Annotated in this window: 22 protein-coding genes; 2 read left to right on the forward strand and 20 right to left on the reverse strand. The window is 56.1% G+C overall.

Features of this window, described 5'->3' with window-relative positions:
• Positions 1-16: 16 nt before the first annotated feature.
• From ACFWW2_RS22125 to ACFWW2_RS22190, 14 genes are all read right to left on the reverse strand, one after another.
• Entirely contained in the window at positions 17-802 is a 786-nt protein-coding gene (locus ACFWW2_RS22125; protein WP_393931932.1) for an NAD(P)-dependent oxidoreductase, read from the reverse strand.
• A 75-nt stretch (positions 803-877) separates the two neighbouring features.
• Positions 878-2,188, reverse strand: a complete 1,311-nt coding sequence (locus ACFWW2_RS22130; RefSeq protein ID WP_393932432.1) for an ATPase — start codon at positions 2,186-2,188, stop codon at positions 878-880.
• Positions 2,189-2,308: 120 nt separating this feature from the next.
• Entirely contained in the window at positions 2,309-2,791 is a 483-nt protein-coding gene (locus tag ACFWW2_RS22135; RefSeq protein WP_393931934.1) for a prepilin peptidase, read from the reverse strand.
• Positions 2,792-2,803: 12 nt separating this feature from the next.
• Positions 2,804-3,655 carry a tetratricopeptide repeat protein gene (locus ACFWW2_RS22140; RefSeq protein WP_393931936.1) on the reverse strand — a complete coding sequence of 284 codons (852 nt, stop codon included), beginning with the start codon at positions 3,653-3,655 and terminating at the stop codon, positions 2,804-2,806.
• Between the two features lie 26 nt (positions 3,656-3,681).
• Entirely contained in the window at positions 3,682-4,239 is a 558-nt protein-coding gene (locus tag ACFWW2_RS22145) for a tetratricopeptide repeat protein (RefSeq protein ID WP_393931938.1), read from the reverse strand.
• Positions 4,240-4,246: 7 nt separating this feature from the next.
• Positions 4,247-5,224, reverse strand: a complete 978-nt coding sequence (locus ACFWW2_RS22150) for a type II secretion system F family protein (RefSeq protein ID WP_393931941.1) — start codon at positions 5,222-5,224, stop codon at positions 4,247-4,249.
• A gap of 10 nt (positions 5,225-5,234) precedes the next feature.
• Positions 5,235-6,200 carry a type II secretion system F family protein gene (locus ACFWW2_RS22155; protein ID WP_393931944.1) on the reverse strand — a complete coding sequence of 322 codons (966 nt, stop codon included), beginning with the start codon at positions 6,198-6,200 and terminating at the stop codon, positions 5,235-5,237.
• A 5-nt stretch (positions 6,201-6,205) separates the two neighbouring features.
• A complete protein-coding gene (locus ACFWW2_RS22160) occupies positions 6,206-7,663 on the reverse strand; it encodes a CpaF family protein (protein WP_393931946.1) in 1,458 nt (485 codons plus the stop codon).
• Between the two features lie 11 nt (positions 7,664-7,674).
• Positions 7,675-8,919, reverse strand: coding sequence for a CpaE family protein (locus tag ACFWW2_RS22165; RefSeq protein WP_393931948.1), 1,245 nt, complete (start codon positions 8,917-8,919; stop codon positions 7,675-7,677).
• A gap of 240 nt (positions 8,920-9,159) precedes the next feature.
• Positions 9,160-9,813: an OmpA family protein gene (locus ACFWW2_RS22170; protein WP_393931950.1), complete on the reverse strand. Its 654-nt coding sequence runs from the start codon at positions 9,811-9,813 to the stop codon at positions 9,160-9,162.
• A gap of 15 nt (positions 9,814-9,828) precedes the next feature.
• A complete protein-coding gene (locus tag ACFWW2_RS22175; protein WP_393931952.1) occupies positions 9,829-11,271 on the reverse strand; it encodes a type II and III secretion system protein family protein in 1,443 nt (480 codons plus the stop codon).
• Between the two features lie 210 nt (positions 11,272-11,481).
• Positions 11,482-12,330 carry a Flp pilus assembly protein CpaB gene (cpaB, locus tag ACFWW2_RS22180; RefSeq protein WP_393931954.1) on the reverse strand — a complete coding sequence of 283 codons (849 nt, stop codon included), beginning with the start codon at positions 12,328-12,330 and terminating at the stop codon, positions 11,482-11,484.
• A 251-nt stretch (positions 12,331-12,581) separates the two neighbouring features.
• Complete coding sequence (locus ACFWW2_RS22185; RefSeq protein ID WP_393931956.1) at positions 12,582-12,776, reverse strand: hypothetical protein; 195 nt, start codon at positions 12,774-12,776, stop codon at positions 12,582-12,584.
• Between the two features lie 183 nt (positions 12,777-12,959).
• A complete protein-coding gene (locus ACFWW2_RS22190; protein ID WP_393931958.1) occupies positions 12,960-13,148 on the reverse strand; it encodes a Flp family type IVb pilin in 189 nt (62 codons plus the stop codon).
• A 350-nt stretch (positions 13,149-13,498) separates the two neighbouring features.
• Between ACFWW2_RS22190 and ACFWW2_RS22195 the strand changes: the two genes are divergently transcribed.
• Positions 13,499-14,338, forward strand: coding sequence for a lytic transglycosylase domain-containing protein (locus tag ACFWW2_RS22195; protein WP_393931960.1), 840 nt, complete (start codon positions 13,499-13,501; stop codon positions 14,336-14,338).
• 109 nt (positions 14,339-14,447) lie between these two features.
• Here the strand turns inward: ACFWW2_RS22195 and ACFWW2_RS22200 are convergent, their stop codons facing one another.
• The 5 genes from ACFWW2_RS22200 to ACFWW2_RS22220 all read right to left on the reverse strand — a co-directional run bounded on the left by ACFWW2_RS22200 (position 14,448) and on the right by ACFWW2_RS22220 (position 16,992).
• Positions 14,448-14,759, reverse strand: coding sequence for a GNAT family N-acetyltransferase (locus tag ACFWW2_RS22200; protein WP_393931962.1), 312 nt, complete (start codon positions 14,757-14,759; stop codon positions 14,448-14,450).
• A complete protein-coding gene (locus tag ACFWW2_RS22205; protein ID WP_393931964.1) occupies positions 14,731-15,357 on the reverse strand; it encodes a 3-oxoacid CoA-transferase subunit B in 627 nt (208 codons plus the stop codon). Before ACFWW2_RS22205 ends, ACFWW2_RS22200 begins: the two co-directional genes overlap by 29 nt.
• 3 nt (positions 15,358-15,360) lie before the next feature.
• The gene (locus ACFWW2_RS22210) at positions 15,361-15,603 is read right to left on the reverse strand and encodes a hypothetical protein (protein ID WP_393931966.1); all 243 of its coding nucleotides are present in this window, start codon (positions 15,601-15,603) and stop codon (positions 15,361-15,363) included.
• A 9-nt stretch (positions 15,604-15,612) separates the two neighbouring features.
• The gene (locus tag ACFWW2_RS22215; protein WP_393931969.1) at positions 15,613-16,311 is read right to left on the reverse strand and encodes a CoA transferase subunit A; all 699 of its coding nucleotides are present in this window, start codon (positions 16,309-16,311) and stop codon (positions 15,613-15,615) included.
• Between the two features lie 84 nt (positions 16,312-16,395).
• The gene (locus ACFWW2_RS22220) at positions 16,396-16,992 is read right to left on the reverse strand and encodes an SRPBCC family protein (RefSeq protein WP_393931970.1); all 597 of its coding nucleotides are present in this window, start codon (positions 16,990-16,992) and stop codon (positions 16,396-16,398) included.
• 82 nt (positions 16,993-17,074) lie between these two features.
• Here ACFWW2_RS22220 and ACFWW2_RS22225 point away from each other — a divergent pair, with 82 nt between their 5' ends.
• On the forward strand, positions 17,075-17,521 hold the full coding sequence (locus tag ACFWW2_RS22225; protein ID WP_393931972.1) for a MarR family winged helix-turn-helix transcriptional regulator: 447 nt from the start codon (positions 17,075-17,077) through the stop codon (positions 17,519-17,521).
• On the opposite strand, the gene topA is transcribed toward ACFWW2_RS22225, so the two are convergent.
• Positions 17,522-20,101 carry a type I DNA topoisomerase gene (gene topA / locus ACFWW2_RS22230; RefSeq protein ID WP_393931974.1) on the reverse strand — a complete coding sequence of 860 codons (2,580 nt, stop codon included), beginning with the start codon at positions 20,099-20,101 and terminating at the stop codon, positions 17,522-17,524. It abuts the gene before it with no gap.
• Positions 20,102-20,166: the final 65 nt, after the last annotated feature.

Consider the following 20,166-nt stretch of genomic DNA (forward strand, 5'->3'; position numbering starts at 1 on the left):
TGGGTCAAGACCCATCTTACGGGCGGGTCCGGGGTGCCAGTGTTTTCAGCGTCGCCTGGGTCGCCCTTAGCAGGTCTGTCTGGTCATCGGGCGCGATGTCGAGTGCGGCGTCGATATCCTTGACCAGAATGCCGATCGTGTTGTCAGGCGCAAAACCGTCGCGTGCGAATTCGATATCGTTGAACCCGGATGCCAGCCAGTTCTGCCCGGAGGCCGTGTGGATCAGGGCGAGCAGTTTGTCTTCTGCCACCCCAGCCGCATCGGCCCAGTCAAGCACCAAGCGTGTCATGGCGGTGTTCGATGCGGCCAACAGGTTGTTCAGCACTTTGGCGGTCATTCCTGCCCCGTAACCGCCCATGTCGTGGATCACGGTGCCCATGGCCTGCAGGAGTGGCAGTACCGCGGACGTATCGCCGCCCGTCATGAAGGTCAGCGTGCCTGCGTCCGCCCGCACCTTGGCACCTGACATCGGGGCATCGATCAACGCGATGCGGGATGGGACACGGCTGCGCAGCGCCTTGACGTAGTTTGGTGACAGGGTGGAACAGATGATGATGGTGTGCAGGTCCGGTGCAGCCGTGACGATCGCCTGATCGTCAAACAGCACTGCGTCCGTTTCGACTGCATCGCGAACCACCGTGATCAGGGTTGTCAGCCCGTCGCAGAATGCGCTGATATCCTGCCCGGCGCCGGGGCGCGGTCGAATGTCAAAACCGCGCGCGTCAAACCCGCCCTTTTGCAGATTGGCCAGCATGCCGGCCCCCATCCGCCCGCAACCGGCCACGCCCACGATATCCGCCATCCTTACCCCCAAACGAAAAAGGCTTCCCCGATGGTATGGGGAAGCCAGTTGCTTGGGAATGTAGAAATGGTGGTGTTAGCGCACGATCTCTTCTTCCTTGACGAACATGTTCGCCCAGGCCCGATCGATCAGTTCCGGCGACATCTGATAGGGGATGCCTTCGAATTCACAGATCGAGATCATCTGGTCGATGAGGAAGATCGGCTGATAGTTCGCATAGACATTGTCGATCTCGGGATAGCGCACGTTCAAGAGGTGAACGAGCGTGTCTTCGTCCAGTGGCATCTTGCGCTTGCGGGCGACCATGGCAAAGATTTTCAGGTAATCTTCCTGGTCGGGGCCATCGATCTTGATCTTGTAAAAGATACGCCGCAGCGCCGCTTTGTCGAAGATCGCGTTGGGGTGGAAGTTGGTCGAGAAGATGACCAGCGTGTCAAACGGCACCTCGAATTTTTCACCTGATTGCAGGGCCAGGATATCCTTGTTTTCTTCCAGCGGAACGATCCAGCGGTTCACAAGGGTCTGCGGTGGTTCGGCCTGACGGCCAAGGTCGTCGACGATGAAGATGCCGCCGGTCGATTTCAGCTGCAGCGGGGCCTGATAGGTCCGCGCGGTGGGGTTGTAGACAAGGTCCAGCATGGACAGCGACAATTCACCACCGGTGATGACGGTGGGCCGCTCGCAGCGCACATAACGGGTGTCGAACCGGCCTGATGTCCGGCGCAGGCTGTTGGGATCGTCCACGTCATCTTCTGCCGCGCTATGTACGATCGGGTCATAGACGGTGATGACCTGGCCGGAATATTCGATGGCACGGGGTACGTAGATCTTATCACCCAGCGCATCGCGAATGCCGTTGGAGATCGAGGATTTACCGTTACCGGGCGGGCCGTACATCAGAATCGAGCGACCGGCGCTGACCGCTGGGCCGAGGTTGGACAGCAAATCCTCTGGCAGAATCAGATGGCCCATCGCGGTGGCCAGTTGATCGCGTGTGATCTGGATGTTGCGGATCGACTGGCGTGCAATCTGTTCGCGATACTTGTCGAGCGGGACCGGCATCGCGCCGTAATATTCCGACTGGCTGAGCGCGTCGAGCGCGCGGGCACGGCCCGCATCGGTCAGCTGATAGCCCATTTCATTGCCGTTATTGGCGTTCAGCGTGCCTGTCGCCTCAAGCAGTAGTTGTCCGCGCGCCAGATCCACAAGTTCTTGTGTGACTGGGATAGGCAGGCAGATGGCGCGGCTAAGCGTTGACACCATGTCCAGGTTCATCCGGAACATGGTCTTGATCAGGATGTCGCGCATCATCGCCATGGGCAGCAGCATGCCTTCGAGGCTGCGCGGCGCTGGCGGCGCCAAGACTGTCGAGTTTTGCACGTTCATATTCATCCAGCCCCTTCAAGAACAACAACCACGCATCACACCGCGTTGTGGTTAAGATTGCAGCCTATTATGGCGAAATAGTGAACAAACATGTGCCAGTAAAAGGCATTGAACTATTTCTCAGCGATATGCCGCCACCAGCAGAAGGTAGAATACCAGGGTCATGCTAAGTGGCAGGCCTTTGGGAAATCGCTTGTCTTCCCAGCTTTTCCAATGCGGGACCTGGGCCCGAATGGGCGTATGTTTGGCCAGCCGGTGCACGATCAATGACGCGATTAGGCACGCGGCGAAGACCCGTAGAATCAGGTCCAGATCGGCCACAGCCAGCATTGGTGCAGCCGCTGCGATGAATTTGGCATCACCCGCCCCCATGACCCGTGCAGCCCATAACAGGATGCAGACCGCCAGCATGACAGGCAGATGCAGCCATTGCCAGAGATACATCGGCAAGCCAAAGGCGAACGGGCCCAGAATTGCGTACACGATCACCAGCGCCATCACCGATTTATTGGTGATTTTCATGGAGCTCATATCGCTCCAGGAGACATAGATGGCGATGGGGATGACGGCTGGCAGAAACCAGTATGCTGCGTATGCCGTCATCCGGGTTTCGGTCTAGTTCGACACGTTGTTTTCAAGTGCGGCGAGCGCCCTTGTTGCTTCTTCGAAAAACCTTGGGTGGGTTTCGATCGCCTCTGACAACAGCGCCTTGCCGGTTGCCACATCATTCTGCTTGATCGCGGTCAGGGCCATAGTGTGCAGAAGCTGCGCCCGTTCCACCTGGGTCATCTGCACAACCGGCAATGTGTAGTCACGCTGGGCCCCGCGTGCCAGAACCATGTTGTTCTTGGCGGTGAACAAGGTCCGATCATACCGCAAGGCGTCGGCGAAAAGCCGTTCCGCCGCGCTGTAATCGCCACGGGTCAGTTTTGAGAAACCCCAGTTGTTGTAGACCGGGGCGGGCCGTGTCGTCAGGCCAATGGCGGTTTCGTAAAAGCTGTCGGCCTTGTCCCATTGTTGGCGGCTATCGGCGACCATTGCTTCGAGACGGTATCGTTTGAACGTTTCATGAGTAGGGGGGACGGTATTAAGGGTTTTCGCCGCGTCGTCCCAAAGATTAGCCCGAATATAGGCGTCGGCCAAATCGACACGATCCGAGCTTTCGGCCTCTTCGTGCGCTACAACCTGTTGCCAGGCTGCGATCGCATCCTGTGGCCGTCTGGCGCGGACCAGCGATTTCGCCAGACCCCTTTGCAGGTCAATGCGGCCTGGATCATTGGCGTTGGCACCTGCGAAGTAGTTCACCGCTTCATCGGGATCCCCCACGGTCAGGAACACGTCGTTGAGGTTCGTTTCGTCAACGACGTTGAGGTCCTTCAGCGCGCGCTCGACCTCAGCCTCGCCGGATTTCTCGCAAGCGGCCAGGCCAGTAACGGCGCATAGCGTCAATAGAATGGTGTGGCGCATTTTTCTGCGTCCTTTTGCTGCTCTACCTATAGTGCCGTCAGGAGTTCAAAATCGCCTCTCCCCCGACGTATCAGATTGAAGTTCTGATTTTCCTGTGCCCCATTATCACCCGGATTTTGTAAATTTGCGAGTGCTAAGCGCAAATTGTCGCGAATTTCGTCGGAATTTCCGTTATCTGCGGCAAATGCACGTCGAAAAACCTCGCTCGCTTCCGCCACATTGCCTCGTTCCATCAAGATAACGCCCAGATTATTCCACGCTGGTGGAAAGGTGGGATCTTCTTCGGTGGCGCGTCGCAGCAGTTTTTCGGCCTGACCCAGGCGCCCCAGTTTGAGGTTTGCCGATCCTAACGCGGACAGCGTATCGACGTTGAGACCCTGCTGAGCTGCCGCGCGGCTGTAGGCCTTCAGCGCCAATTCATATTCATTGGCGGCCATCAGCCGGTGCCCGACGATCAACCCGTCCACGTCCGATTGTCCGGCTACGCCTGGCGCGAAAACCCCGTCCGAACGACCAAGGCCGCCTGAGTTGCAGGCGGCCAATGTGATCAGGGTCAGAATGCACAAGACCCGTTTCAAGCTCATTTTCTGTTTAGCCTCCAGGCTCGACGCCGAGATTTTTTACAATGGCATAGATTGATGGTCCAATGAGAATGGCCATAAGGGGCGGCACCGTCAACATCATCGTAGCCAATGTCATTTTCGTCGGGAGCTTGTTGGCCTTTTCTTCGGCTCGCATCACGCGTTTGTCGCGCATTTCAGAGGCATACACCCGCAATGCATCTGCAATCGACGTACCGAACTGTTGCGACTGCACTAGCACGGTGACAAAGCTTGAGATGTCGGGTGATCCGGCGCGCTCCGCCATATCTTTGAGAACGCTGGTCTTGTCTTTACCGGCTTTCATTTCCTGACTTACGGTCTGGTATTCTTCCGACAGTTCTGGAAACCCTGATTTCAGTTCGCGGGCCACACGCAAAATGGATTGGTCAAGTGACTGTCCAGCCTCGACGCAGACTAGCATCATATCCAAGCTGTCGGGAAAGCCATCCGCAATGGCTCCCTTGCGGATTTCCTGCCGACGAGTGACCCAATACTTGGGGAGCATGTAGCCCGCACCACCTGGGATTAGGATCATGAAGGCAAGTGTCTGTGCGTCGACGTCGCCGATTGTGCTGCTCCAGATCGCATAAACGCCACCAATCAGCAGGCCAAAGATACCCAGAGCAAACTGGAGAAAGTGGAAAATACGAACAGCGTTCTTGCTACGGTAGCCGGCCTGCATCAGCTTGAGCTTTACGGCGGAATACTCTTCCGCATTCTGAGGCTCCAAGAAATTTGAATACTTCTCAAGTTTGTCCTTGCTGCTGGCCGCGCGTAGTTTTTCGCCCTTTTCGGCGGATTTTTTGTCTTGACGCGTACTGGCCTTAAGCCGGTCAAGCGGATCCTCTTCCTTCTTCAGTAGCACAGGCAGCGTGATCAGGATCAGAAAGACCCCAAGTAGACCAACAACCATCAGCGGACCGAAGGGGCCTAGGTATTCAACAATCAGGTTTTGGACAGCTTCCATCGTATCGACCTCAGACTTTGATATTCACAAGCGCGCGCATGACGATCAGGTTCAGCACAAGGAATGCTGCTACCACCAGACAGGCGGGAATGAAGTAGGCGCTTTCCATGACCTCGTCAAAATAATCCGGTCTCACCAGATTGATGCCGATTAACGCAAGGATTGGGAAAGCGGACAACAGTTTGCCGGACCACTTTGCTTCGGCGGTGATAGCGTTTACGCGCCGAAATAGCCGGAATCGCGCGCGGATCACCTTGGCAAGACCGTCGAGAATTTCGGCGAGGTTGCCGCCTGACGTTTGCTGAATGGTTACGGCCACTGCCAAGAAACGCATATCTTGAATGTCGAGCCGTTCGGCCATTGCTTTGAGCGTTTCACCCATATCGCGACCATAAGCAGCTTCGTCTGAGATCATGCCCATTTCAGTACCCAGCGGGTCGGGCACCTCGCGGGCAACAATCGCAACTGCCGACGAAAAGGGGTGACCGACGCGCAAGGATCGCACCATCAGTTCCACTGCTTCTGGCAGCTGTTCACCGATCATGTTCATTCGTTTATTGGCTTTGTTACTGACCCAAGTATAGACGCCACCGACGCCCATGGACACAGCCACAAGAACGCGCACTGCCATCCCGACCTGGGTCATTACAGACAGCAGAACAAAGGCCGCACCGCTGACCAAAATCATCACGAGGATCAGTTGTGTCGGCGTGAACGCGATGTTCGCCTTCTGCGCCTTGTTCGCAAGCATTGAATAGATCGGAATGCTTTGCGATTTCATATGCTGCGTCATTTCCTTACGCAGCTGGTCGAGTACCTGTTCGCGGTTTCCGCCTTTGTCCAGCATTTCAAGGCGACGGTTTACCTTGCCGTCCATGCTGATCGATTTGCCAAAGATGACGAGATAGGCACCTTGCACCAGTGCAAGGACAGCAACAAAGATGATGACATAGATAAGCGGTTCAGTCGAAATCATATCGCTTACTCCGCGACCATTGGTTCAAAGATGGCTGGCGGCAGGTCGAAGCCCCACAGCTTGAAGCGTTCCGAGAAGTGGCTGCGCACGCCTGTGGCCGTGAAGTGGCCGATGATCTTGTTGTCGGGCGTCAGCCCGACCCGCTGGTAACGGAAGATTTCCTGCATTGAGATCACGTCGCCCTCCATGCCGGTGATTTCCGTGATCGAAGTCATGCGGCGCGACCCGTCCTGCAGACGCGAGGCTTGCACGATCAGGTTCACAGCAGATGAAATCTGGCTGCGCATCGCCTTGATCGGCATTTCGATGCCAGCCATCGCGATCATGTTTTCCAGACGGGACACACCGTCGCGCGCGCTGTTGGCGTGGATCGTGGTCATGGACCCGTCGTGGCCAGTGTTCATGGCCTGCAACATATCAATGACTTCCTCGCCCCGCGTTTCCCCCACGATAATGCGGTCTGGACGCATCCGCAGGGCGTTTTTCAGACAGTCGCGCTGAGATACCCCACCTTTGCCTTCGACGTTCGGCGGACGGCTTTCCATCCGGCCAACATGGGTCTGTTGCAGTTGAAGTTCCGCCGTGTCCTCGATCGTCAGGATGCGTTCGGCGTCGTCAATAAAGCCCGACAGGGCGTTCAGTGTGGTTGTCTTACCAGAGCCTGTACCACCGGACACGATGACATTCAGCCGGGTAGAAACGGCGGCCTGAAGATAGGCGGCCATTTCTTCTGTGAAAGCACCGAATTTGACAAGCTCTTCAATACCGAGCTTATCCTTTTTGAATTTACGAATGGAAACCAGGCTGCCGTCAACAGCAATCGGCGGCACCATTGCGTTGAAACGCGACCCATCCGCAAGACGGGCGTCAACATAAGGGTTACTTTCATCGACGCGCCGACCAACCGCCGACACGATCTTGTCGATGATCCGCAGCAGGTGCTTCTCGTCCTTGAAGGCAATGTCGGTCAGTTCAAGTTTACCGTTGCGTTCCACGAAAATCTGCTGTGGTCCGTTGACCAGAATATCGTTCACGCTGTCATCTTTCAGCAGCGTTTCCAGTGGACCAAGACCGGTGACTTCAAAGAACAGATCCTGGCTGAGTGTCTGACGTTCGTCGCGGTTCAGAACGATCCCCATGTCTTCCAGGGTTTCGTTTGCAATCGCGTTGATTTCGGTGCGCAGTTCCTGTTCGGACGCGGTATCAAGAGCAGCAAGGTTCAGGTTATCGAGCAGGGACTTGTGCAGTTCCAGCTTGATTTCCTGCAGTCGTTCCTTGCGCCGTTTTTCCTTGTCCATCGGGCCAGCCTCTGCGGGCCGCTTGGGCATGGTTTTCATCAGGGACTGGCGCGGCTCCTCGGATGGGGCCACGACGATTGGCGATACCTTCCCTTTGGGCGCTGGAGTGGCCGTCTTGACTGGCGCGTCCTTGGGACCATTCGGTTTTTTGTACTTCGAAAACATGGATTTGCCTCTTAAGCTCGGGCTTCGACTGCGTCAGCCTGGTTGACGTCATGCACAGACTTCGCAAGTTTCAGGATTTCCTTACGCAGCGGATTCTTCGGGATGCCTTCGGCCATTGGTGCGCCATGGTCGGCCGCTTGTGCAACAGGCTTACCACCGTCAGGCAGCAAAACCTCGACCGATATTCCAAGGCTTTCGGAAAGTCGTTTCACGCGGCTTTTACCGTTCAGGTCGGTGAAGCCGGGCGCACGGTTCAACACAAAGCGCAACTTTTCAAAAGGCAGATCCTCTGATTGCAAGGCCCGCTTGATCCGCAGCGTATTCTGGGCCGACCGCATATCAAGTTCGATCATGGCGAAATAGACGTGTGCCAGCTCCAGAACGGTCTGCGACCATTCGACCATCGTGGACGGCATATCGATGATGACATAGTCAAAATTCACGCGCGCCATCTCAATCACACGCTGGATGTCTTCGGGTGTGATCATATCCAGCGGAATCATATCGGTGGGCGAGGTCAGGACATGCAGCTTTTCCCCGTAGGTCAAAAGCGCCTGCATGAACACTTCGCTGTCCATGGATTCGGTGTCGGTCAGCATTTCGAGCACGGATTCGCGGCGCGGCAGGTCCAGATATGTCGATGCGGTGCCGAACTGAAAATCAAGATCAATCAGGCAGACCTTGGGCGGATCATCCTTTTCGATATTGGCCAACTCCCAGGCCATGTTGACGGCCAACATGGTTGCACCGGTGCCACCTGCCAGACCATGGATGGGTATCACAACGCCAGACCGATCACCTGTTGCCTTGAATTTGGATTCGCCGCTGGGCGTTTCAACGGGATCTTCGGCGGTCAGGACGCGTTCGATTGCGCGGGCAAGCTCGTTCTCGGGCAAGGGGTAGGGGACAAACTCATCACCGCCTTCGCGCAGCAACTGATGCAGCGCGGTCGGGCTAACATCCTCGGCGATCAGGATAACTTTGACCTTGGCGGCCTTGGCGGCAGCGATAACGCCGGAAATCGTCGGCAGGCTGTCCTCATCCTCTGAGTCCATCGCGATGGTCACAAATTGAAGAGATTTCGCTTCTGGCTGGCTCAGAAAGGATGCCGCATCTTCGAAGCTCAGATCACCCCATGAATCGCCCAGCGCCGCTTCCATGTCCTCAATCAGGAGGTCGAAAATCTGTACATCACGGCTAATTGTGCAAGCAACGATGGGTGGTTGGTCGTGCTGAACGGCCGGGCTCGTGCTCATTGTCTAGCGTCCTCATCATATTCATCGTCGAAACCTATTTCATTTGGTTGCGTGCAGCCAGATGCCGGGTTTCGAGTCAGCCCGAAAACGGGCCCATGGATCCATAATGATGAGTATTGGTTACAATCGTGTCGAGATTTGGACAAAAAGATCGTAATTGTGCGGTATATTGCGACGATCTTGAAGAAATCGAAGGAGTGTTTACGCCGGGCAGTGCCCGGCGTAACAGTTTTTCAGCGGTTATCCGCCTGTACTGATCCGTGTGGTCGTGCGGCCAGAAGGCTGTACAGCCGCGGCAACATACTCGCGGAAGATCACCTGCGCGTACTTGCCATTCAGGATCAGCGGATTGCTTTCTACAAACCCTGACACCTCTGTCACGGTGCGCCGGTTACGACGCTCGCGGTTGGGGGTTTCTACCACTGGTCGCGTCTCACCAAACGATGCGACAGCTTCAAGGCGGCTGCGATCAATACCCTGTGCGACAAGGAACGATACAACAGTTTGTGCCCGGCGGAGACCCAGACGACGGTTGTATGCATTGCTGCCCACAAGGTCGGTATGGCCGTAAACCCGGAAGCGAACCTCTGGGAATTGACGGATCCAATCGGCCTGACGCATCAGGGTCGCCCGTGCATCCGCATCCAGCGTGGTCGAGTTGAAGGCAAAGTTAACGGTGGAATTCACGTCTGCCGCAAAACGACGCGCCAGATTGATCGTGAAATCCTGCTGTTGCCCGGTTTGCGCCAGCATGTTGTTCATGGTGGCGTTGCCGAACGTGCCGGAGTCGACACGTGAACCTGCTTCGACATCAAGATCATCAAAGGCTGGATCTTCCGCCGCGCATCCTGCAAGGAGTGCGGCGGCCATTGCTGTCATCATTAGTTGTTTCATTGACCCGTACTCCAATCATTCATCCAGGACATAGCCATAGGACCCGCTAAAGTCCTGGCGTGCCACTTCGCCTGCACCGCCACTAGATGGCGCGTTCGATGCCGCAACCCGTCCAAACAGGAACAAGTCCTTTTCAGTTGGCGGACGCACGCGATCCGTCGGCAATGCAAGAGCCGTACCCCGCGTTGGCGTGACCAGATGCGGTGTTACAATGATCACCAACTCTGTCTGGCTGCGCTGATAGTCAGCGCTGCGGAACAGGGCACCGAGAACAGGCACATCGCCGATCCACGGTACTTGGCCGCTGAGATCGGTAAAGTTGTCTTGCAGCAGACCCGCAATGGCAAAGCTTTCACCATCTCGCATCTCAACAGTTGTTGATGTTTCTCTACGGGTGAACGCAGCGATTTCGAAGCCACCCGCAGTGAAGCTGTTCGCCGGATCAATGGCCGATACTGCAGCAAGCATCTCGATGTTGATAATGTCATCATCAACGACTGTCGGCACAAATTCAAGCTCGACACCGAAGGGCTTGAATTCGACGGTGATTGTGTCTTCGTCCTCTGCGATGGGAACTGGATACTCGCCACCTGCAAGGAACGTTGCAGCCTGACCACTGAGTGCTGTCAGGTTCGGCTCTGCCAAGGTGCGGACAACACCACGAGATTCAAGTGCCTCAAGGAGGATGCCCACTTCGATTCCGCCGGCGTCAAAGCCGAATAGGAAGGCTCCGTTGCTGTCAGCACCGGATGTCAGTGCGATTCCCGCGTTTTCAACGCCGCGGCCCGAAACGTCTGGTATTGTGGTTACACCGCCACCATTGGTCCCACCAAGTACATTGAGAGCGTTGGATCTGCCGCCCAATGATATGGAGGATGACAGCGCCTTGCTGACAGTCCGCTGCATCTCTGCAAACCGCACTTTCAGCATGACTTGCTGTGTGCCACCCACATTCATGAGGTTGGACACACGTTCTGGTGCGTAGCGTTCGGCCAGTTCTAATGCGCGGTCAAGCCGTGCAATCGAGCTGACGGTACCTGACAGGACGATCCCGTCATTGGCTGTACGCACTTCGATGTTTTCGTTTGGCAGAATCTGCGTCAGACGCTCTTTGAACTCTGCCATGTCGGGGGTTACGTGAACCTCGACATTTGTGATGAGACGACCATCAGTACCCAGAAGGGTCAGTGTGGTGCGCCCCGGTTCCTTACCCAACACATAGATCGTGCGATCGGATAGGGACGAGATGTCTGCAATGCCGGGGTTGGCGATTGAAAGTTCCGTGAATGGAACATCGCTTTCCACGACGACGGCCCGATTCATCGGGACGTTGAGTGCACTGGACGCCGCGCCGCGCAAGACGCGCAACGTTTCGGCCGGTGCCATTGTCGGTGCTGCCGCGGTAAGCGACAACGCCAAGCCGGCTACTGCGGCTTTGATAAATCTGTCATACTTCATAAGTGACCTGCCTCTCCGATCACGCCTCGTTATACGGGTCTTAGATGCCCATGATGTTGGGAACCATGGGGCAGATGCGCATTTATTGCAATAATCAATACGTTGGCGGGTGAACCGAATGTGGATAAATCGCAACACTTCGCTCGATAAAAAAATGGGCACCCGAAAATTCAGGTACCCAAAGCCGTCGGTTTTACTGTCGTCGTCCGGTTAATTGCAGGCGACTTCTTCCTGAATACGCTCTGTTCCGACACGCTTGGTGATGAAGCACCGCTCGGCCTCCTGAACCTCTGGTTCTGGTTCCGGGGCCGCTTCGGCAACTGGTGCTTCAATGCCCAATACTGTTTCAATGTCGGTCTGGATGTCGCCGATTGGGGTTTGGTCACCAGTACCGACAGGTGTCAGCGACAGTCGGCCAGCTTCCTGTGCGGCAGACAGCGCAGCAAAATCTTCTGGTGTGACCTGGATTACGACACCACGACCACGGCTGTTGCCATCTGCATCAGGTTCGTCGACGGCGATGATTTCAAGACCTGACAAAATGATGCTTGTGGTGCTCGTTCCGTCACGCAGCGTGCCGCTCCAATAGATATCAATGCGATCAGTCGGGCGAAGTTCTTCGGCGAAGGCTTCGGTGATTCTGTCAGGCAGGGGAAAGGCTCGCATGCCGGGCTCGAGAAGCGCCGTGATGCCGCGCGGCGCGCCTGGTTCGGTCACTTTTGCCGCGAGAATTGGTTCATTGACTTCCATAGGGCGCGTCACGACCCGCGGAGTATTGGCGCCGAGCGGAAATAGTTCTTCCTCTGTCTTAAAGACGCCTTCCGGAAGAAACTCTTCGGCGTATTTGATAAGTCTTACGTCGTCGGGGGTGATCAACTCACCATAGGTCATCGCCCGTGCCGGTGCGTAGATATCCACTGTAACGATGGCTGAGGCTGCCCTCTGCCGCTCTTGCTGCAGAACCGCTTCTTGCGTTTCAAAGTAACCCTTGACCATATATACTGCAAAGCCGGCAAGCCCCATGCCGACCAAAAGAACCAATCCAAAAACTAGCCGCATCTCTCAACCCTTGCTTATTTGCCTGTCAGCCCGGACGTCATGTTGAGTAGGCCACAGGTTTGCGACCAACTTGCTGTCCATATAGAACATCTGCTCAATGCTCCAGCCTAGGGCAGTATCATGGACCTGCTGCTATTCAAACAAAATACTGATTAAAGCCGTATGACACAGCGGCAATTAGACGCCGCCGTCTTTTAAGAAATGTAATGGTGCGCCTGACCTAAACGACGTAGTCGTTGATGCGGCACCAATTATCTCAAATGTGCGGTTCCTAGTGGTCTTTCGGCCAAGGACTGCCCTTCCTTCGCGGCAAGTTCCGTAGCGCCGTTTGAGATGGACGAACCAACGGCCAAGCCCAAGACCACAATTGCTGCAGTGAGAACGACAAAGTCAACGGTGACTGCGCCGTCTTCCTCTTCGCGAAATTTATTCAAGAGTGTGATCATGCGTCTTTTCCTTTGGTCGTAGTGGCGTCGCGAAAATTCCGCCTGCCTTCGCAAAGCATATACAACAATGCTTAACGACTTGATAAAGATTGCCTGTAACAGTCTGTTTCTAAAAAGAAATTATGTTCAGGCACAAAAAAACCGCGCCGCTTCCGGGGCGCGGTTTTTTCATCTCATACCGACTTATTCGCCAGCAGGGATTGTTGTTTCAACCAGGTTCTTTTCGATTTTGCCTGCCAGAGTTTCAGCACCGTTTGACAGAGCCACGCCGATGGCCAGGCCAAGAACAACGATTGCAGCTGTCAGAACAACGAAGTCAACAGTTACGGCGCCGTCTTCGTCGTTGCGGAATGTTTTCAGAAAGTTAAGCATTGTGGTCCCTCCTCAGGGTATCGCTAGGGTTCATGTTTACCTCGCCGGGTCTCGCTTGCCGTTTCGTGTTTGGCTCGCTCCCCGTCTTGGATGAATACATATAGACAGCGGAATGGGGCGGGAGTTTGACGCGTTTGGCGCATTTTTTGACGGCATTCGGATTTTTCCGTAAAAATAGGTAATGCATTGATTTTAAATGGTAATTTTTTTCAAGAAATTTTTACTCACCTTACGCCACGTTGCGAAAAAGTCTGCAATCGGGCCAAAAATTCACAATTGTCGCCGGGTGAGTGGCTTTTGAGCGGATTTGTGCCATTGTTGATTCAATAAAAATGACGAGCGGTACAAAGATGACTCCTAAAATCATGGCCTTGGCCCTTGTGGCCGCGGTTTCGACTGTCGGTGTGGCCCACGCTGAGGTCGAGCGGTTGCAGCCGGACTTCAGTTTCAAGCGTGTCGGCGTGCCGACAGCCACCAGCCAGAGCCGCATTACTGTCCAGATAGACCCTAATGCACCACGCCTGGGCCCGGTTTATGCGGATCCGCCGGAAGAGGAAGTTTTGCCGATTGCCGGTGGTGCGGTTGCGCCGCGGGCGTCTGGCATGGAATGGTTCTGGTCCAATGTCTCGCCAGCTTTGGTAGGGGCGAGCCCCGGGCGGGTGACAACTGCCCTGCAACAGATCAACAATCCCCCGGTTGGCAAGGGCGTTCCCGTGCCACGGCTGCAAAGCCTGCAGGACATTGCATCGGTTCACGGGCGGGACATCCTGCGCGAAACGGTAGGCACCAATGTATCGCCCGCTCTAGTGCTTGCCGTGATCGCTGTCGAAAGTGCCGGACGTGTTGACGTGACAAGTCATGCCGGGGCGGAAGGGCTCATGCAGCTGATGCCGGATACCGCCACCCGATTTGGTGTCACAGACAGTATGGATGCCGCCCAGAACATCAAAGGCGGCGTTGCTTATCTGGCTTGGTTGCTGGACCACTTTGAAAATGACCCGCTGATGGCGTTAGCTGGCTACAATTCAGGTGAGGGGAATGTGCGTAAACATAACGGCGTGCCGCCTTTTGCCGAAACGCGTGCCTATGTGCCCAAGGTGCTGGCTGCCTGGCAGGTGGCCAAGGGGCTGTGTCAGACCCCGCCACAACTGATCACGGATGCGTGCGTCTTTAATGTGAACGCGATTTAGAGCGAAATCCCAAAAATCTGGATCAGATTTTTGATTTCGAGACAGATGCAACCGTTACTCCTGTCTTGTCGCCGAGAAAATCTGCGTTGCGGATTTTACGGACGAAGCTCTAGACCGAGAAGAGTTCGGCCCATTCAGGATGTTTGCGGCGCTGCGCGTTCACAAAGGGGCAAAGCGGTATGATGCGAAATCCTTTCTCGCGGGCGTCTGCCAATAGATGCTCCAAAAGAACCAAACCAACGCCTTGACCTTCGAAACCCGTCGCTACGTCCGTATGATCGGCGATCACCGTCTGTGGCGACATGATCGAGTAGGTCAGCTCACTCTCACCTTTAGGGTGTATTATATAGTAGCGACCCTTGCTGCCGCTCGCTGTGTGTCTGACATCGAATTCAGACAATGGTCGCTTCCGTAGCCGCAATCATTTCTTCCCGGGTCACGCCGGGTGCAAGTTCCTGAATGTGCAGCCCCTTGTGGGTCACGTCGAGCACGCCCAGATTGGTGATGATGCGATCAACCACCCCCTTACCAGTCAGCGGTAGGGTGCATTCGCGCAGGATCTTCGATTCGCCATGCTTGTTGGTGTGGTCCATCACAACCACGACGCGACCAACACCAGCCACCAAATCCATCGCACCACCCATGCCCTTGACCAACTTGCCGGGGATCATCCAGTTGGCCAGATCACCGTTCTCAGCCACTTCCATGGCGCCGAGGATCGCCATGGCAATTTTGCCGCCGCGGATCATGCCAAAACTGGTCGCAGAATCAAAATACGCTGTCTGGGGGAGCTCCGTGATCGTCTGCTTACCCGCATTGATCAGATCGGCATCTTCGGTACCTTCGACAGGGAAGGGGCCCATGCCCAACATCCCGTTCTCGGATTGCAAGGTCACCTCGATCCCATCCGGGATGTAGTTCGACACCAGCGTCGGTATCCCAATTCCGAGGTTCACATACCAGCCGTCCTGCAGTTCCTTTGCGGCCCGTGCGGCCATCTGATTGCGATCCCAAGGCATGTATCAGCTCTCCGTTGAGGTTTTGAGCGCGGTTTTGATCTCAACCAGGCTGGCTTCGATCTCACCCAGTTTATGTTCCATCATCAGGCTATGTGCGGCCTGAATGGTCAGATGCTGCAATTCGGCTTCGCTACCGCCGAAATTCGCATGGACCTGTTCGCGGGCCTTGTTCAGCCAGAACTGATAATCGCGCTGGACGTTGCGCAACCGCTGCGAATAGGCCTGATCATCTTCTGTCGTCACCATCAAGGTTCCTCACGCAGCCGGGCGCGTCGTACGCTGTTCGATCCGTTTCTCGTGCTCGCCTTGAATGATCCGATGCACGTAGATGCCCGGCAGATGGATACTGTCGGGGTCAAGACTGCCGACCGGCACGATCTCTTCCACTTCGGCGACGCAGACCTTGCCGCACATGGCCGCGGGCGGGTTGAAGTTGCGCGCCGTCTTGCGGAACACCAGATTTCCGGTCGGGTCAGCCTTCCAGGCCTTTACAATGGACAGATCGGCAAAAATGCCTTCTTCCATGATATAGGTTTCGCCGTTGAAGTCTTTGTGTTCCTTGCCTTCGGCAATCACCGTGCCAACGCCGGTTTTTGTATAGAAACCGGGAATACCGCAGCCACCGGCGCGCATGCGCTCGGCCAGCGTGCCTTGCGGGTTGAACTCCAACTCCAACTCGCCGCTCAGATACTGACGCATGAACTCGGCATTCTCGCCCACGTAAGAGCTGATCATCTTTTTGACCTGCCGCGTCTGCAGCAGGATGCCGATGCCAAAATCATCTACGCCCGCATTGTTCGAGGCAAAGGTCAGGTCCTTGGTGCCTGCTTCCTTGATCGCCTGCAAAAGCAGTTCGGGGATGCCACACAGGCCAAAGCCACCCGCCGCAATGAACATGCCGTCCTTCAGCAAGCCGTCCAGCGCTTCTGCGGCCGATCCATAGACTTTCTTCATGAATGGAATCCCCCGATTGTCGTTGGCGCCGAACTTGGCGGTGCCGGGGCGTAAAGTCAATTCGGATGCTGCGGTGCGGCGGGCTCAGCCAGCCTGCGCGTTGAATGCGGCCGCCATGTCGTTCAGCCCGTTTTCCATGAAAGGATGGAAATCCTCCTTCAGAAAGGTCCTGATCGGGCCGCTAAGCAATCCTGTTTTTGGCAATATGCTGTAGCTCCAACTCATCCGCGTCTGCCCGTCACCGACATCCTCATACCAGATATCGCCGCGAATATGATCAATGGCGCGCCCGGACCAACTGGTCAGATCCCAGATTTGATAACTAAAGATATCACGGTTCGATTCCAGCATCCGCTCGGCGGTGTATCCCCCGTCGGCCAGAGAGACCCGACGGACGGCACCTGCCTCGCCCCATGTCCCTGACAGTACATTGACGTCCGTGATGGCCGGGATGCGCCCGGACGGTTTCAGAAATGATGTCAGGCCCGGATCTGCCATGAACGCCAACACCTCGTCCCGGCTGCCATTAAAGATCACACTTTCGGTGTTTGTCAGATAATCACTATCATCTGCCAAAGGCGGCGGGTTGGTGCCATCCGGCGGACCCATAGGCCGCAACTGGTAGCCAACAAATCCAACAATGAGGATCAGAACGATGCCGAGGATTTTCAGGGCGCGCATGGTAAACTCCATTTATTACGATACTCGTAATAAATAATCAGATCGCTTGAGCTTTCAAGCCTTCACTGGCAAGGCTGGCAACATGAACGATCAACCGGCGGAACTTCTGGGTTATGTGCGCAGCCTGTTGCGGGCCTTTCTGGTCAGCGAACAGCTGCACCAACGGCACCCGGACGATCTGCGCTACAATCCGCATGATTTTCAAACGCTGGCTTTTCTGCATGAACACCCCGGTGCGCGCGCCAGTGATCTTGGTGAAGCGCTGGGCGTGGTGCCCACGACCACCAGCAGCGTCATAGATCGGCTTGTCCGGCGGGGCTTTGTCAGGAAATCGCGCAATCAGACGGACGGACGTGCGCTCGCCCTGTCACTCACGAGCGAAGGCCAGAGCGCGGCGGCGCGCCTTCAGGAGGTCGATCGGCGCAACATGACCATGATGCTTGATGCGCTGGATGCGGGCGAACGCGAGGATATCCTGCGTCTGCTCGGCAAAATCACCGATCATATCAGAACCAAGGAAGGCGGCTGACTACTTCTTTGCCGCTGCTTTCTTTTTCGGCGCGGCCTTTTTCTTTGCACTCGGCTTTTTCTTACCCGCCTTTGCCGCACGTTCATCGATCAGATCAACCGCCTGCACCATGGTCAGGTCAGCCGGTTCAATCGTGTCGGGGATCGTCGCGTTGATCTTTTCCCACTTCACATAAGGTCCGTACTTACCGTCAAAGATATTGACGGCGCCGCCAGCCTCTGGATGTTCGCCCAGCTCGCGGATCGGCGTAGCCGCCTTGCCGCGGCCACCGCGCGATGCGACCTTTTCAGCCAAAAGTTGAACAGCGCGGTTCATACCCACGGTCCAGACATCCTCGATCGTTTCAAGATTGGCGTTGGTGCCACCTTTGAAAGACGTGCTTTCGGCATGCTTCAGATAAGGGCCATAGCGCCCCAGATTGGCCCAGACATTCACGCCATCCTCGGGATGGGTGCCGATCAGACGGGGCAGTTCCAGCAGTTTGAGCGCCTGTGCCAGATCCACCTCTTCAGGGGACCAGCTTTCGGGGACACCGGTGCGGGGTGGTTTCTTGTTATCTTCGGTCACGGCGCCGCGCTGCACATATGGACCGAACCGGCCCTTGAACACGCGAATCTCATCGCCCTGGTCGGTGCCCAACAGTTTCCCTTCGGGCGGAATGGCAGAGGCTTCGGCCTCAGGATCCGGTGGACCGAACGGGCGGGTATAGCGGCATTCGGGATAGTTCGAACAGCCGATGAAGGCCCCACCGGACCGGGCGGTGCGCATCGACAACCGGCCAGCGCCGCAATTCGGACAAAGACGCGGATCGCCACCATCTTCGGTGGGAGGGAACAGATGCGGCTCCAGCACCTCGTTGATCTTTTCCAGTACCTCGGTGATCCGCAATTCCGCCGTTTCGGCGATGGCGGCGGAAAAATCGCGCCAGAACTGGCCCAGCACCTTTTTGTAATCAGCATCACCTGCGCTGACTTCATCCAGCTGGTTTTCCAGATCAGCGGTAAAATCGTATCCCACATATTTGCGGAAATAGTTTTCGAGGAACGCGGTCACCAGACGCCCCTTGTCCTGCGGGATCAGGCGGTTCTTGTCCTTTTCCACATAGCCGCGATCCTGAATGGTCGTCACGATCGAGGCATAGGTGGAGGGGCGACCAATCCCCAGCTCTTCCATCCGCTTGACCAGCGTCGCTTCGGTATAGCGTGGCGGGGGTTGGGTGAAATGCTGTTCGGGTGTGACGGATTTCTTGTCCGTCGGCTCACCCTCAGCAATCTGCGGCAAGCGCTTGTCATCGTCATCGACGACGCTGTCATCCTTGCCTTCTTCGTAAACGGCGATGAACCCGTCAAACAACATGACCTGCCCATTGGCGCGCAGAATAACCTGCCCATCGTCGCTGGCGATATCAACGACGGTCCGTTCCAGCCGGGCGGCGGCCATCTGGCTGGCCATGGTGCGTTTGTAGATCAGGTCATACAGTTTACGCTGATCTGCGTCGGCGATCTTGGCGTCGGCCGTATCGACCATCATGTCGGTCGGACGGATACATTCGTGGGCTTCCTGGGCGTTCTTGGCTTTGTTTTTATACATCCGTGGCTGGTCCGGCAGGTATTTGTCGCCGAACTTCGCCTTGATTGCATCGCGGGCGCTTGTCACCGCTTCGGGGGCCATATCGATCCCGTCGGTCCGCATGTAAGTGATCAGGCCTGCCTCGTACAGGCGCTGTGCCACGCTCATCGTCTGCCGCGCGCCCATGCCGAATTTGCGGCTGGCTTCCTGCTGCAATGTGGACGTCATAAAGGGGGGTGACGGGTTGCGCGTTGCTGGTTTCGCCTCGACCGATTTGACAACCAGATCGCGGGAGTTGATGGCCTGCACAGCCATTTCGGCCTGCGTTTCGTTGCCCAGATCGAATTTGTCCAGCTTCTTGCCAGCCAGTGTCGTCAGCCGTGCCTCGAATGTCTGGCCGCGCGGGGTTTGCAGCAGTGCCTTGACGGTCCAGTATTCCTGCGCGCGGAACGCTTCGATTTCCATCTCGCGTTCGACGATCAGGCGCAGGCAGACGGATTGCACGCGGCCCGCAGATTTTGCGCCAGGCAGCTTGCGCCAAAGGACCGGCGACAGGTTGAAGCCCACTAGATAATCCAGTGCGCGGCGGGCGAGGTAGGCGTCGACAAGCGGCTGGTCGACCTGGCGGGGATGCTTCATCGCCTCGGTGACGGCGGATTTCGTGATGGCGTTAAAAACCACCCGGCTGACAGGTGTATCTTTCTTGATCACCTTGCGGGCGGTTAGTGCCTCGGTCAGGTGCCAGCTGATCGCTTCGCCTTCGCGGTCGGGGTCGGTGGCAAGGATCAGCGCATTGTCATCCTTGAGCGCGTCAACGATCGCTTTGATGTGCTTTTTGCTGTCGCTGGCGATTTCCCATTTCATGTCGAAATCTTCGTCCGGCAGGACAGACCCGTCCTTGGGCGGCAGATCGCGCACATGCCCGTAAGAGGCCAGAACGATATAATCCTTACCCAGATACCCGTTTATTTTCTTGGCCTTGGCGGGGGATTCGACAACGACAACCGGCATGAGAATCCTTTTCCAAAAACGCGTGCTCTTAGGTCGCGCAAGATGTGGGGTAGCTCAAGGGAATG

The organism is Yoonia sp. R2-816, from assembly GCF_046762905.1.
Classification (GTDB): Bacteria; Pseudomonadota; Alphaproteobacteria; order Rhodobacterales; family Rhodobacteraceae; genus Yoonia.